Origin of the sequence: Streptomyces coeruleorubidus, assembly GCF_028885415.1 — a bacterium.
GTDB classification, from domain to species: domain Bacteria; phylum Actinomycetota; class Actinomycetes; order Streptomycetales; family Streptomycetaceae; genus Streptomyces; species Streptomyces coeruleorubidus_A.
This window is the reverse complement of the sequence record NZ_CP118527.1, coordinates 5,436,744-5,450,950: the sequence shown is the minus strand read 5'-3', so window position 1 is coordinate 5,450,950 and position 14,207 is coordinate 5,436,744. Positions and strand designations below refer to the sequence as shown.

The following is a 14,207-nucleotide window of genomic DNA, read 5'->3' as shown; positions in this document are numbered from 1 at the left end:
CGGTGCCGCCGCGGCGCCGCCCTGCCGGTTCAGCCCGCTCTGAGCGCCATCGTCATGGCTTCCACCGCTAGCAGCGGGGCCACGTTCCGGTCGAGGGCGTCTCGGCAGGCGGCGATCGCCTCGATGCGGCGGAGCGTGGACTCCGGGGAGCTGCTGCGGGCGAGGCGCTCCAGGGCGTCCTCGGCGTCGGCGTTGGCGATGGCCACGCGGGAGCCGAGCTGGAGGGCGAGGACGTCGCGGTAGAAGGCCGTGAGGTCGGTCAGGGCGACGTCGAGGCTGTCGCGCTGCGTGCGCGTTCTGCGGCGCTTCTGCTTGTCTTCCAAGTCCTTCATCACGCCCGCTGTGCCGCGCGGCATGCGGCCGCCCTGGGCCGCGCCGAGGGCGGCCTTCAGCTCCTCGGTCTCCTTGGCGTCCGTCTCCTCCGCGAGCTGCTTGGCGTCCTCGGCGGCCGCGTCGACGAGCTCCTGGGCGGCCTTGAGCGCACTGCCGATCTCGTCCACCCGCTGCGGCAGTCTCAGCACGGCGGCACGGCGCTCGCGCGCGGCCGGATCGGTGGCCAGGCGGCGGGCCCGGTCGACATGGCCCTGGGTCGCGCGGGCCGCCGCGGCGGCGACGTCCGGCTCGATGCCCTCACGGCGTACGAGCATGTCGGCGACGGCGTCGACCGACGGCGTGCTCAGGTTCAGGTGGCGGCAGCGGGAGCGGATCGTCGGCAGGACGTCCTCGATGGACGGGGCGCACAGCAGCCAGACCGTGCGCGGGGCGGGCTCCTCCACTGCCTTGAGGACGGCGTTGGCCGACTTCTCGTTCAGCCGCTCGGCGTCCTCGACGAGGATGACCTGCCAGCGGCCGTTCGCCGGTGACGTGAACGACTTGCGGACGGTGTCGCGCATCTCGTCGGCGAGGATCTGCGTGCCGACCGCGGCGACGGTGGTGACGTCGGCGTGCGTGCCGACCAGGGCCGTGTGACATCCGTCGCAGAAGCCGCAGCCCGGGGAGCCGCCGAGGGCCCGGTCCGGGCTGACGCACTGCAAGGCCGCCGCGAACGCCCGCGCCGCCTGGTTCCGCCCGGCCCCGGGCGGGCCCGTGAACAGCCACGCGTGCGTCATCTTCGACGCCTCGGGCGGGGGAGCGTCGGCCGAGGCCGCGGTGACCAGGGCGTCGGCGTCCCGGGCGGCGGCGTCCAGCTGCGCGCTCACCCTCTCCTGCCCGACGAGGTCGTCCCACACGGTCATGGGTCACGCCGCCCTTTCGTCACGTTCCACGGTGTGAGATCCATTGTGGGGGTGACCACTGACAACGCCTGCCGCCGCCTGATCTCGCGGGTCGCCGCCTGATCTCGCCGGCCGCCACCTGATCTCGCCGGCCGCCACCTGATCTCGCCGGCTCGGGCCCGTCTCCCGCGTCGGCCCGGGCCCTCTGTCGGACCGCCGAAGGCCTCAGCGGCCCCTGCCGCCCTTCCCCCGGCGCCCCCGCCCGTCGTCCGGCTCGTCCTCGTGCGGTCCGAGCAGCTCGTCCGCCAGCGAGGGCAGGTCGTCCAGCGGCGTCTCCTCGGCCCAGTCGGACCGCCGGCGGGGCCTGCCCTCGGCGTCGACCTGGGGCAGCTCCCGCGTACGGTCCTCGGTGCCGTCGGGCCGGGGGGCCGGGGCGTCCTCACGGAAGTACCCGGGCGGAATCCGGTCCGCCGGTTCGTCCCCGCGTACGGGCGGCAGCACGGCCGTCTCGTCGGCGTCCCCCGGCCGGACCGGAGGCAGTACGGCCGTCTCGTCGCCCGCCCCGGAGGGCACCTGGGGCAGCACCTCGGTCTCGTCCCCGGATCGGGAACCGGACGCGGACCCGGAACCGGAGGTGGGGCGAACCGGCGGCAGTACCTCCGTCTCCTCCCCCGCACCCGGCGCAACCGGCGGCTTGGGCAGCTCGGCCGTCACCTCGGCGTCGGACCCGCCGGCGGTCCGGCCCCGGCCCTGCTCCTCGTCCCGCACGGGGCGCAGCACGGTCGTGTCGTCCGCCGCGCCGCCCGGCTTCACCACGGGCGTGGGCACCGTCGCCGCCTCCTGAGCGGCCGTCGGACCGGAGGCACCCCGCGGGGCGGAGCTCTTCGGCCCGGCCTCAGCGGCAGCGGCCGCCGCCTCCGCCAGACGCCGTGCCTCCTCGGCGCGCAGCAGGGCCTCCTCGGCCTTGCGCTGCTTCTCCAGGCGGAGCGCCTCGGCCTCGGCACGCAGCCGGGCCTCTTCCTCGGCCTGCCGGCGTCGGCGTTCCTCCTCGGCCTTGCGCCGGGCCTCCTCCTCGGCGCGGGCCTTCTCCTCCGCGAGGAGCCGTGCCCGCTCCTCCTCGGCCTTCTTGCGCGCTTCCTCGGCCCGGCGCCGGGCCTCCTCCGCCTGCCGTTCGGCCTCGCGGCGCTGCGCCTCTTCCAGCTCGCGCCGCTTGCGCTCCTCCTCCTCGGCACGCAGCCGGGCGAGCTGCTCCTGGCGCTCACGCTCCAGGCGCTCCTCCTCCGCCTTGCGGGCAGCCTCTTCCTCGGCCTTCCGGCGGGCTTCCTCCTCGGCCTTCTTCCGAGCCTCCTCCTGGGCCTTGATCTCGGCCTCGGAGAGCGGCAGCACCTGGTCGAGCCGGTGGCGGATGACGGTCGTGACGGCCTCGGGCTCCTGGCCGGCGTCCACCACCAGGTACCGCCCGGCGTCGGCCGCGGCCAGGGTCAGGAAACCGGACCGCACGCGCGCGTGGAACTCGGCCGGCTCCGACTCCAGCCGGTCCGGCGCCTCGGTGAACCGCTCGCGGGCCGTCTCCGGCGCGACGTCCAGCAGGACGGTCAGATGCGGCACGAGTCCGTTCGTGGCCCAGCGGTTGATCCGGGCGATCTCGGTCGGCGACAGGTCACGGCCCGCCCCCTGGTAGGCCACGGACGAGTCGATGTACCGGTCGGAGATGACGACCGCGCCGCGCTCCAGGGCGGGCCGTACGACGGTGTCGATGTGCTCGGCCCGGTCGGCCGCGTACAGCAACGCCTCCGCGCGGTGCGACAGACCCTCGCTCGACACGTCCAGCAGGATCGACCGCAGCCGCTTGCCCACCGGCGTCGCCCCCGGCTCGCGCGTCAGCACGACCTCGTGGCCCTTGCCGCGGATCCACTCGGCGAGCGCCTCGGCCTGCGTGGACTTCCCGGCGCCGTCGCCGCCCTCCAGGGCGATGAAGAAACCGGAGGCGGCGGGCGCCTGCTCCGGGTCGTCGCCGCGGAGCAGCGCGTCGCGCAGGTCCTGGCGCAGCGGCACTCCGGAACGGTCGTCGACCTTGGCCAGGACCAGCGCGGCCACCGGGAGCAGCAGGGCGCCGGCCAGCATCAGCGTGAAGGCCGCGCCGCCGTGCGCGAAGACGAACTTGCCGCTCTCCAGCCGGTGCGGCCCGATCCCCGCCGCCACCAGCGGGGCGATCACCGCGCCGAGCGCCACACAGACGCGGACGACCGCGTGCAGGTGCTCCGTCGTACGGGGCCGCCGGTACTCCTCGGTCTCCTGGTCGAGCAGGGTGTGCCCGATGTTGGCGGACATGCCCGCGCCGACGCCGGCCAACGCGAGGATCAGCAGCACGCTGGTGACGTCCGGGACCAGTCCGGCGGCCAGCAGCGCGACACCGGTGAAGGCGATGGCCAGCGAGAGCAGCCGGCGGCGCGACAGGGCGGGCAGCAGCGAGGGCGCCGTACGGATACCGACGACGACACCGCCGGTCAGCGCGCCCACGAACAGCCCGTACAGCACCGGGCCGCCTCCCAGGTCCTTGGCGTGCAGCACGGCCACGGCGACGGCGGCGGACACCGCGGCGGCGACGGCCGCGCAGGCCAGCACCAGCAGCGGCAGCACGCCGGTGCGGCCCTTGTCGGCGCCGGCGGTGGTCTTAGGGCGGCGCAGCCCCTCGAGCGGCGACCGCGCCCGCGGCGTGCGCGTGCCGGGCAGCTCCAGGAAGGTCAGCACGGACAGGGAGGCGGCGAACAGCCCTGCCGCCACGTAGGAGGCGAGGGCCGCCTGGTGCTGGGCGAACCAGTCGATGCCGGCACCCAGCAGGTTGTTGAACAGGGCCGCGACGACGAGGGCGACGGCCGCGAGCGGGATCGAGACGAAGCCGGTGCGCAGCGACAGGCGGCGCAGGGCGTCCATGTGGTCGGGCAGCGGCCGGACCGTCGCGCCTTCCGGCGGCGGGGGCGGCAGCAGCGCGGGGGCCGCGCTCTCGCGGCACACCGTCCACAACCGCTCGGCGACTCCGGTCACGAAGGCCGTGACGAGGAGGACGGCCAGCGCGTCCTCGGGTGTCCAGTCGATCCACAGCGGGGCGACGATGAGCAGCGCCGCGCGCAGTCCGTCCGCCCCCACCATGGTCCAGCGGCGGTCCAGCGGGCCGTCCTGGGAGGTGAGCGCGGTGAGCGGGCCGAGGAGCACGGCGCCGAACAGGAGCGTCGCCAGGATGCGCACCCCGAAAACGGTCGCCACTGCGAACGCCACGCCGCGGTAGCCGCCCCCGAACGAGCCCTCGGCGATGGCCGCTTGGAGAGCGAGGACGACCAGCACGAGAAGGGCGAGGGTGTCGCCCACGCCGCCCACGAGCTGTGCGCTCCACAACCGCTTCAACTGCGGACGTCGCAGCAGGGCGCGGACGGCACGCTCGCGGGAGTCCGCGACCAGGGCGTCGTCGGGGGCCGGCTGAGAGGCCGTTGGATGCTCGGCTCGCGTCATGCATTCAGCCTATCGGGAGCCACCGACACCCTGGGATGCCCGGCCTGGCATGCGCACGCCCCGACACCGAAGTGTTGCCGGGGCGTTCGCTTTCCGAACCCTGGGCGAAGATCCGGACCTTGGCGGTCCGGATACCGGACGGGTCCCGCAGGGGTCCCGGACGGATACCGGACGGATCCCGGACGGCCCCCGAGCGATTCCCGCGCGGATCCCGAACGGGTCCAACGTGCCCTGAACGGGCCTCAGTCCTCCGCCGGCTCCGAGGCGGTCGCCGTCTTGGCGGCCGTCTTCTTCGCGGTGGTGGTCTTCTTCGCCGTCGTCTTCTTCGCGGTCGTGGTCTTCTTCGCCGCGGTCTTCTTCGCCGCCGTCGTCTTCTTCGCCGGGGCCTTCTTGGCCGCCTTCTTCGCGGTCTTCTTCGCCGGCGCCTTCGCGCGCTTCTCGGCGAGCAGCTCGAAGCCGCGCTCCGGGGTGATCGTCTCGACGCTGTCGCCGGAGCGCAGGGTCGCGTTGGTCTCCCCGTCGGTGACGTACGGCCCGAAGCGGCCGTCCTTGACGACGACCGGCTTCTCGCTCACCGGGTCGGTGCCCAGCTCCTTCAGCGGCGGCTTGGCGGCCGCCCGGCCACGCTGCTTCGGCTGGGCGTAGATCGCCAGCGCCTCCTCCAGCGTGATCGTGAAGAGCTGCTCCTCGGACTGGAGCGAGCGCGAGTCCGTGCCCTTCTTCAGGTACGGACCGTAGCGGCCGTTCTGCGCGGTGATCTCCTGGCCCTCTGCGTCGGTGCCGACGACACGCGGCAGCGACATGAGCTTCAGGGCGTCGTCGAGGGTCACCGTGTCCAGGGACATCGACTTGAACAGGGACGCCGTGCGCGGCTTGACCGCGTTCTTGCCCGTCTTCGGGGTGCCCTCGGGGAGGATCTCCGTCACGTACGGGCCGTAGCGGCCGTCCTTGGCGACGATCGTGTGGCCGGTGGCCGGGTCCGTGCCCAGCTCGTAGTCGCCGCTCGGCTTGGCGAGCAGTTCCTCCGCGAGGTCGACGGTCAGCTCGTCCGGCGCCAGGTCGTCCGGGATGTCGGCGCGCTGGTGCTGCTCGGTGTCCTTCTCGCCGCGCTCGATGTACGGCCCGTAGCGGCCGACCCGCAGCACGATGTCGTTGCCCACGGGGAACGACGACACCTCGCGCGCGTCGATCGCGCCCAGGTCGGTCACCAGCTCCTTGAGGCCGCCGAGGTGGTCCCCGTCGCCGTTGCCGGCGTCGGCTGCGCTGCCGTTGGTCGCGCCCTCGCCGAAGTAGAAGCGCCTGAGCCACGGCACGGCCTGTGCCTCGCCGCGGGCGATGCGGTCGAGGTCGTCCTCCATCTTGGCGGTGAAGCCGTAGTCGACGAGCCGCCCGAAGTGCTTCTCCAGGAGATTGACCACGGCGAAGGACAGGAAGGACGGCACCAGGGCCGTGCCCTTCTTGAACACATAGCCGCGGTCCAGGATCGTGCCGATGATCGACGCGTACGTCGACGGGCGGCCGATCTCGCGCTCTTCCAGCTCCTTGACCAGGGAGGCCTCGGTGTAGCGGGCCGGGGGCTTCGTGGCGTGGCCGTCGACCGTGATCTCCTCGGCGCTCAGGGCGTCGCCCTCGGAGACCTGGGGCAGGCGGCGCTCGCGGTCGTCGAGCTCGGCGTTCGGGTCGTCGGCGCCTTCGACGTACGCCTTGAGGAAGCCGTGGAAGGTGATCGTCTTGCCGGACGCGCTGAACTCGACGTCCCGGCCGTCGGCCGCCGTGCCGCCGATCTTCACCGTGACGCTGTTGCCGGTCGCGTCCTTCATCTGGGAGGCAACGGTCCGCTTCCAGATCAGCTCGTACAGCTTGAACTGGTCGCCGGTCAGTCCGGTCTCGGCGGGAGTGCGGAAACGATCACCCGAGGGCCGGATCGCCTCGTGGGCCTCCTGCGCGTTCTTGACCTTCCCGGCGTACGTCCTCGGCTGCGGCGGCAGATAGTCGGCGCCGTACAGCTGCGTGACCTGGGCGCGGGCGGCGGCGACCGCCGTGTCGCTCAGGGTCGTGGAGTCCGTACGCATGTAGGTGATGTAGCCGTTCTCGTACAGCTTCTGCGCGATCTGCATCGTCGCCTTCGCGCCGAAGCCGAGCTTGCGGCTGGCCTCCTGCTGCAGCGTCGTCGTACGGAACGGGGCGTACGGCGAGCGGCGGTACGGCTTGGACTCGACGGACCGGACCGCGAAGCTCGTGTTCTCCAGGGCGGCGGCCAGGGCGCGGGCGTTCGCCTCGTCGAGGTGGAGGGTGTTCGCGCTCTTCAGTTGTCCCAGGGAGTCGAAGTCGCGGCCCTGCGCGACCCGCCTGCCGTCGACGGTCTGCAGGCGCGCGACCAGCGACGACGGGTCCGACTGGTCTCCCGCGCGACCGGTCGCGAAGGTGCCCGTCAGGTCCCAGTACTCAGCCGAACGAAAGGCGATGCGCTCGCGTTCCCGCTCCACGACGAGCCGGGTGGCGACCGACTGGACACGGCCCGCGGACAGCCGCGGCATGACCTTCTTCCACAGGACCGGCGAGACCTCGTAGCCGTAGAGGCGGTCGAGGATGCGGCGGGTCTCCTGGGCGTCGACGAGCTTCTGGTTGAGCTGGCGCGGGTTGGCCACGGCGGCCTGGATCGCGGCCTTGGTGATCTCGTGGAAGACCATCCGCTTGACCGGGACCTTGGGCTTGAGCACCTCCTGGAGGTGCCAGGCGATGGCCTCGCCCTCGCGGTCCTCATCGGTGGCGAGGAAGAGCTCGTCGGAGTCCTTCAGCAGGTCCTTGAGCTTCTTGACCTGTGCCTTCTTATCGGCGTTGACCACATAGATCGGCTGGAAGTCGTGTTCGACGTCCACACCGAGTCGGCGGACCTCGCCGGTGTATTTCTCGGGCACCTCGGCAGCGCCGTTGGGAAGGTCGCGGATGTGCCCGACGCTCGCCTCGACTACGTAGCCGGGGCCCAGGTAGCCCTTGATCGTCTTCGCCTTGGCAGGCGACTCGACGATGACGAGTCGGCGGCCGCCCTGTGCGGTCTCGCTGGTCGGGGACAACTTCGCTCTTCTCTCCGGTCGACGCTGGGGCCTCCCCAGGGTTCGTCTCCCGGGGTCGGGTCGTGGTGACGCTGCGGAGTGTGACGGTACATCCCGCCCCCGTGTCAAACGGGAAAAGCCCGCAACGGCCACTCGAACGGTAACCCGACTACCACCATTCCTGCCGCCCGGAGTACCTGGAGCAAGCCCGGACCTATGCGGAGGGCAACCTCTCAGTTACCCCCAGGCGCGTCGCCGACACGGGCTTCAGAGGCGGGTGAAGCACCAGGTTCCGACCGCCAGGGCGAGCACCGCGACCACGCTCGCGAGGGCCGCCGACGCGACGGGGCTCACGCCCTGGGCGACGGGCTGGTGCTGGCGCACGCGTGTCACGGTCCACGCCAGCAGTCCGCCTCCGAACAGGGAGAACACCGCTCCCGCGAAGATCGCCGGTTCGCTCTCCATGGCTCGCCGCGCCCCTTTTCTCCCGTCCGCGTCCGCCCAGCCACCGGAGGCTGACACGCGTGGGCGGCGGGCAGGCGAACCGGAGGTGAACGCCGGGGCGACACGGCCGCGGATCGGGGACGTCCGGCCCCTCACGGACCGTTTTGGACGAGGTGTTCAAATCGACTCGAAATTTATTGGCGAGCTTCCTCGACGAAGCCCGCGAGGGTGGACATGGGGCCCGGGGTATGAGGAGTGGCAGGTGGGGCATCCACTCGGCAGGCACCCCTGCCGAGTCCCTCAGCGGACCGGCTCCAGGAACCCCTGCTCGACGAGCAGCCGGATCTGCGCCGGAGTGCGGTCGCGCAGCAGCACCGGGTCCTCGCCGATCAGCTGGGCGATGGCGTCGAGGATGCGGCCGGCGCTCATCGTGCCGTCGCACACGCCCGCGAAGCCCGCGCCGACCGTGTCCACGCGGGTGGCCCGGCGCATGCCGCGGTTCTGGCGCAGCACGACATGCTCGGGGTCTTCCGCGCCGGGCAGCCCGACCTGTTCCTGCACGACCTCGGCGCCGAGCCGGAAGTGTTCTTCGAGCAGCGCGGCGTCGTCGTGGTCGCGCAGGTAGTCGAGCCGGTCGAAGTGGGCCCGGATGGTGTCCCCGAGCGGCTGCTCGACCGGATGCGGCCACTCCTCCACCGTGACGGAGGGCACGGCGGCGCCCGACCTGCGCAGGGTGAGCCAGCCGAAGCCGACGGCCTTCACCTTGCGCGCCTCGAACTCGTCGAGCCAGGCGTCGTACCGCGCCTGGTACTCCGCCACGTCCTCGCGGTGGTCGCCCGCGTCCCGCAGCCACAGCTCGGCGTACTGGTTGACGTCCTGCACCTCGCGCTGCACGATCCACGCGTCACAGCCCCGAGGCACCCATGACCTGAGCCGCTCCTGCCAGTCCTCCCCTTCCACGTGCTGCCAGTTGGCGAGGAACTGCGCGAACCCGCCCTCGCTCAGCCGCTCCCCTGCCTCCTGAACGAGCGTGCGGCACAGATCGTCCCCGCCCATCCCGCCGTCACGGTAGGTGAGCCGGGCGCCGGGAGAGATCACGAACGGCGGGTTCGAGACGATCAGGTCGTACTTCTCGTCGTCCCGCACGGGTTCGAAGAGGGAGCCCTCGCGCAGATCGGCGGCCGGGGTGCCGGACAGCGCCAGCGTGAGGGCGGTGATGTGCAGCGCGCGCGGATTGAGGTCGGTGGCCGTCACGCGCGTGGCGTGCTGCACGGCGTGCAGCGCCTGGATGCCGGAGCCGGTGCCGAGGTCGAGCGCGGAAGCGACGGGCGTACGGACCGTGATGCCGGCGAGTGTCGTGGAGGCGCCGCCGACTCCCAGGACGACTCCCTCGTCACGCCGGCCGATCCCGCCGGCGCCACCGACCGCGCAGCCCAGGTCCGACACGATGAACCAGTCCTCGCCGCCGGGCCCGCCGTACGGCCGTACGTCCACGGTGGCGGCGAGCTCGTCGCCGCCGACGCGCGTCAGCCAGCCGCTCTCCAGGCACGCGTCGACGGGCAGGACGTCCGCCACGCGCGCGTGCGGCACGGGCTGCTGAAGGAGGAACAGCCTGACGAGCAACTCCAGCGGCGTGTCCCCGCGGGTCGCACGGAGCGCGGGCACGGTCTCGCTCCGGGCCAGGGCCGCGTACGCGGGGGCGCCGAGCAGTTCGAGCAGCCCGTCGGCGGTGAAGGAGGCTCCGAGCAGGGCGTCCCGGAGCCGGGCGGCGACATCGGGGCGGTCGGAGGAGGGCAGCGGGGGCAGGTGTGACTGGCTGGCGTTACTCACGCCCCCATTGTGGCCGCCGGCACCGGTATCGCACGCGCCCGTGCCGGGTATCGGGCGCGGCTCAGCGGACCGGCCCGGCAGTCGTATCGGGCGCGGCTCACCGGACCGGCCCGGCAGTCGTATCGGGCGCGGCTCACCGGACCGGCCCGGCAGTCGTATCGGGCGCGGCTCACCGGACCGGCCCGGCAGTCACTGCCGGCTCAGCAGTCCCGCCGGCCCCGAAAACGCTCCTCGCTCAGCTCTGGGTCGCCGGCGCCGTGGCCGCCTTGCAGCTGGTCTGCCGGGCCATCGCCTGTCCGACCTCGCCCTCCTCCAGGGTCCGGAGCGCGTCGTTCCCGCTCTTGCCCAGCTTGTCGAGCTCGGTGGCGATGTCCTTGAGACCGTCCGCGAACTTGCCCTGGTCCTTGGTGTCGAGCGCGTCGACCTGCTTCTTCAGGGAGGCGTACGAGGAGGAGATCGTGTTGAGCTCCTTGACGGCGTTCTGCTGCTTTTTCTCGCCGTTCTCGACGTCCGGCGCCCCGGCCTTGGTCACCGCGGCCCCGATGGCCTTGTAGGCGTCGGACATGTCCTGGAAGGCCTTTGCGTCGGTCTTCTGGACGTCCTCCGGCTTGCTGTTGTCCGAGGTTTCCTTCTGGATCGAGGCATTGGCCGACTCGATCTTCTTGGCCTGCGGCTGTACGGCGTCGCAGACCTGCTTGGCCCAGGAGTCCAGCTTCTCGTTGTCGTCGCCGCCGCATCCCGACAGCGCCAGTACCAGTACCGCACCGCCGGACAGTGCGGCCGCGAGCTTCTTGTTCACCGGTTTGGTCCCTTCCATGGCTCTCGGCCCCGGAACATACACGCCAGATGCACGGCAACCGCACGCCGAGTGACTATTAAGACCTTTTTGTAACCTTTTGCACCAAGCGAGAGAAGCCTCACGGCGTGGTGGTGTCCACGCACAGAGCGGGCGGGCGACGCGTCAACGCGCGCCGCCCGCCCGCACCTTGAGCTGGGGCTTGGACGACCTCCCTACGAAACGACCGCCGGGTCTGCCGACTTGGGCTCCCGTTCGGCGTTGTCTTCGTCACCTACGGCGATGCCGCGCCGCTTTGACACGTACACCGCGCCGACGATGACGACGAACGCGAGGGCCGCGATCAGGATCCGTACTCCGATGCTCTGGTCCGGGCCGTACGAGAACTTGATCACCGCGGGCGCGATGAGCAGCGACACCAGGTTCATGACCTTCAGCAGCGGGTTGATCGCCGGTCCGGCGGTGTCCTTGAAGGGGTCGCCGACGGTGTCGCCGATCACGGTCGCCGCGTGGGCCTCGCTCCCCTTGCCTCCGTGGTGGCCGTCCTCGACGAGCTTCTTGGCGTTGTCCCAGGCGCCACCGGAGTTGGCCAGGAACACCGCCATCAGCGTGCCCGCGCCGATCGCGCCCGCCAGGAACGCGCCCAGCGGCCCGACACCGAGCGTGAACCCGATGAAGACGGGCGCCAGCACGGCGAGCAGACCGGGTGTGGCGAGCTCGCGCAGGGCGTCCCTGGTGCAGATGTCGACGACCTTTCCGTACTCCGGTTTCTCGCTGTAGTCCATGATCCCGGGCTTCTCGCGGAACTGCCGCCGCACCTCGAAGACCACGGAACCCGCCGATCGCGACACGGCGTTGATCGCCAGCCCCGAGAAGAGGAAGACGACCGCCGCGCCCGCGACGAGACCCACGAGGTTGTTGGGCTGCGAGATGTCCATCATCAGGCTCATCGGCGCGCCGGCCCCGGACAACTGCTCGCCCACGTCCCGCGCGCCGGTGATGATCGCGTCGCGGTACGAACCGAACAGCGCCGCCGCCGCGAGCACGGCCGTGGCGATCGCGATGCCCTTGGTGATCGCCTTGGTGGTGTTGCCGACCGCGTCCAGGTCGGTGAGCACCTGCGCGCCCGCGCCCTCGACGTCGCCGGACATCTCCGCGATGCCCTGCGCGTTGTCGGAGACGGGTCCGAAGGTGTCCATCGCGACGATCACACCGACCGTGGTGAGCAGGCCGGTGCCGGCCAGCGCCACCGCGAACAGCGCCAGCGTGATCGACGTACCGCCGAGCAGGAACGCCCCGTAGACACCGAGGCCGATCAACAGGGCGGTGTAGACGGCGGATTCGAGACCGACGGAGATACCGGCGAGGACGACGGTGGCCGGGCCGGTGAGCGAGGTCTTGCCGATGTCCCGGACGGGACGCCGGGTGGTCTCGGTGAAGTAGCCGGTCAGTTGCTGGATCAGCGCGGCGAGCACGATGCCGATGGCCACCGCGACGAGCGCGAGGATCCGCGGGTCGCCGTCCTTGCCGGTGATCGCCGCGTCCGTCACGCCGTCGAGGTCCGAGTACTTCCCGGGCAGGTAGACGAAGACGGCCACGGCCACCAGCACGAGCGAGATCACCGCGGAGATGAAGAACCCGCGGTTGATGGCGCTCATGCCGCTGCGGTCGGCGCGCCTCGGCGCCACCGCGAAGATGCCGATCATGGCGGTGATCACACCGATCGCCGGCACCAGCAGCGGGAAGCCGAGCCCGGCGTCGCCGAAGGCCGCCGAGCCGAGGATCAGCGCGGCGACGAGGGTCACGGCGTACGACTCGAAGAGGTCGGCAGCCATGCCCGCGCAGTCGCCGACGTTGTCGCCCACGTTGTCGGCGATGGTCGCGGCATTGCGCGGATCGTCCTCCGGAATGCCCTGTTCGACCTTGCCGACCAGGTCGGCGCCGACGTCGGCGGCCTTGGTGAAGATGCCGCCGCCGACACGCATGAACATCGCGATCAGCGCGGCCCCGAGGCCGAAGCCCTCGAGCACCTTCGGCGCGTCGGCCGCGTACACCAGCACCACGCAGGAGGCGCCCAGCAGGCCGAGGCCCACCGTGAACATGCCGACGACGCCACCCGTGCGAAATGCGATCTTCATCGCTTTGTGCGAGACGGTGGTGAGATCTTTTTCCGGCTCTCCTGCCGCCGGTGTCGCTTCACGCGCCGCCGCGGCGACACGCACATTGCTGCGCACGGCGAGCCACATACCGATATAGCCGGTGGCCGCCGAGAACGCCGCTCCGATCAGGAAGAACACCGACCGACCGGCACGCTGATTCCAGTCGTCCGCGGGCAGCAGCATGAGCAGGAAGAACACGACCACGGCGAATACGCCGAGCGTGCGCAGCTGGCGTGCCAGATAGGCGTTCGCGCCTTCCTGGATCGCCACCGCGATCTTCTTCATGCTGTCGGTGCCCTCGCCGGCCGCGAGTACCTGGCGTACCAGGACGCCCGCGACCACGAGCGCCGCCAGCGCGACGACGGCGATGACCACGACGAGAACGCGGTTGCCATCGGTCAGTACGGCGGCTGCGAGGTCTGTGGGATGGCCCGACTGTGGTGAGTTGAAAAGCCCCGCCATTCGTCCTCCTTGACGCTTGGGCTGAGCTCAAGATGTGGACGGGATTGTAGGTACCGGAACCTGATCAAAACAGAGCACGATAAGCGGAATTGGCCTTCTGAGGTAATGCCCTGAAAGCATTCTCGGACTGCCCGGGAGCATGCGAATGATCGTGAACGAATTCACGCGATGAACGGCACAGGAACCACTGTAAAGGCGAGCACTGCCACCCGCACATGACGAAGGGCCCCACGAGTGTGGGGCCCTTCGTCAAGAACGGTGTGCGCGGTGGCTTGTCAGGCCAGGATGGTCGGCGGCGGAGTGGTCGGCCAGGTCATCTTGATCGACCCGCCGTGCTCCCCCGCGCTGACCTCGACGTCGTCGACGAGCCCGCTGATGACCGCGAGACCCATCTCGTCCTCGTCGGCCTCACCGTCGGGGTCGCCGGGTCCGGCGCCGGGCGTACGCTCGCCGGGGACCGCGTGCGGGGCCTCGTCGCCGACCTCGATGGAGAACTGCTTCTCCTCCTCGATCAGCAGCACCTTCACCGGTGCCGAGATCCCGCCGGTCTGGTGCAGTCCGACGGCCCGCGTGCAGGCCTCGCCGACGGCGAGCCTGACCTCGTCGAGGACGGCCTCGTCCACTCCGGCCCTGCGCGCCACCGCGGCCGCCACCAGCCGGGCGGTCCTGACGTGCTCGGGCAGCGCGCTGAAGCGGAGCTCAACGGTGGCCATGCATCCCCCTCGCAACTACGGGCGTGCTG

8 protein-coding genes are annotated in these 14,207 nt (G+C 71.4%); all 8 read right to left on the bottom strand.

Annotated features, from left to right (window positions below; genetic code table 11):
- Positions 1-29: 29 nt before the first annotated feature.
- Positions 30-1,235 (bottom strand): DNA polymerase III subunit delta', encoded by a 1,206-nt coding sequence (locus PV963_RS25345; RefSeq protein WP_274818038.1) that lies wholly within the window; start codon positions 1,233-1,235, stop codon positions 30-32.
- A 204-nt stretch (positions 1,236-1,439) separates the two neighbouring features.
- The gene (gene tmk, locus PV963_RS25340) at positions 1,440-4,721 is read right to left on the bottom strand and encodes a dTMP kinase (RefSeq protein WP_274818037.1); all 3,282 of its coding nucleotides are present in this window, start codon (positions 4,719-4,721) and stop codon (positions 1,440-1,442) included.
- 242 nt (positions 4,722-4,963) lie between these two features.
- A complete protein-coding gene (gene topA, locus PV963_RS25335; protein ID WP_274818036.1) occupies positions 4,964-7,795 on the bottom strand; it encodes a type I DNA topoisomerase in 2,832 nt (943 codons plus the stop codon).
- Positions 7,796-8,041: 246 nt separating this feature from the next.
- The gene (locus PV963_RS25330; RefSeq protein ID WP_274818035.1) at positions 8,042-8,239 is read right to left on the bottom strand and encodes a hypothetical protein; all 198 of its coding nucleotides are present in this window, start codon (positions 8,237-8,239) and stop codon (positions 8,042-8,044) included.
- Between the two features lie 279 nt (positions 8,240-8,518).
- On the bottom strand, positions 8,519-10,048 hold the full coding sequence (locus PV963_RS25325; RefSeq protein ID WP_274818034.1) for a class I SAM-dependent methyltransferase: 1,530 nt from the start codon (positions 10,046-10,048) through the stop codon (positions 8,519-8,521).
- A gap of 235 nt (positions 10,049-10,283) precedes the next feature.
- The gene (locus PV963_RS25320) at positions 10,284-10,865 is read right to left on the bottom strand and encodes a small secreted protein (RefSeq protein WP_274818033.1); all 582 of its coding nucleotides are present in this window, start codon (positions 10,863-10,865) and stop codon (positions 10,284-10,286) included.
- Positions 10,866-11,059: 194 nt separating this feature from the next.
- Positions 11,060-13,465: a sodium-translocating pyrophosphatase gene (locus PV963_RS25315; RefSeq protein WP_274818032.1), complete on the bottom strand. Its 2,406-nt coding sequence runs from the start codon at positions 13,463-13,465 to the stop codon at positions 11,060-11,062.
- A 275-nt stretch (positions 13,466-13,740) separates the two neighbouring features.
- Entirely contained in the window at positions 13,741-14,178 is a 438-nt protein-coding gene (locus tag PV963_RS25310; protein ID WP_274818031.1) for an ATP-binding protein, read from the bottom strand.
- Between the last annotated feature and the right edge of the window lie 29 nt (positions 14,179-14,207).

Bases quoted from the DNA above. Each gene is read 5' to 3' on its own strand.
- PV963_RS25320 (WP_274818033.1), bottom strand. From the start codon at position 10,865: ATGGAAGGGACCAAACCGGTGAACAAGAAGCTCGCGGCCGCACTGTCC.
- PV963_RS25345 (WP_274818038.1), bottom strand. From the start codon at position 1,235: ATGACCGTGTGGGACGACCTCGTCGGGCAGGAGAGGGTGAGCGCGCAG.
- PV963_RS25310 (WP_274818031.1), bottom strand. From the start codon at position 14,178: ATGGCCACCGTTGAGCTCCGCTTCAGCGCGCTGCCCGAGCACGTCAGG.
- PV963_RS25330 (WP_274818035.1), bottom strand. From the start codon at position 8,239: ATGGAGAGCGAACCGGCGATCTTCGCGGGAGCGGTGTTCTCCCTGTTC.
- tmk (WP_274818037.1), bottom strand. From the start codon at position 4,721: ATGACGCGAGCCGAGCATCCAACGGCCTCTCAGCCGGCCCCCGACGAC.
- PV963_RS25315 (WP_274818032.1), bottom strand. From the start codon at position 13,465: ATGGCGGGGCTTTTCAACTCACCACAGTCGGGCCATCCCACAGACCTC.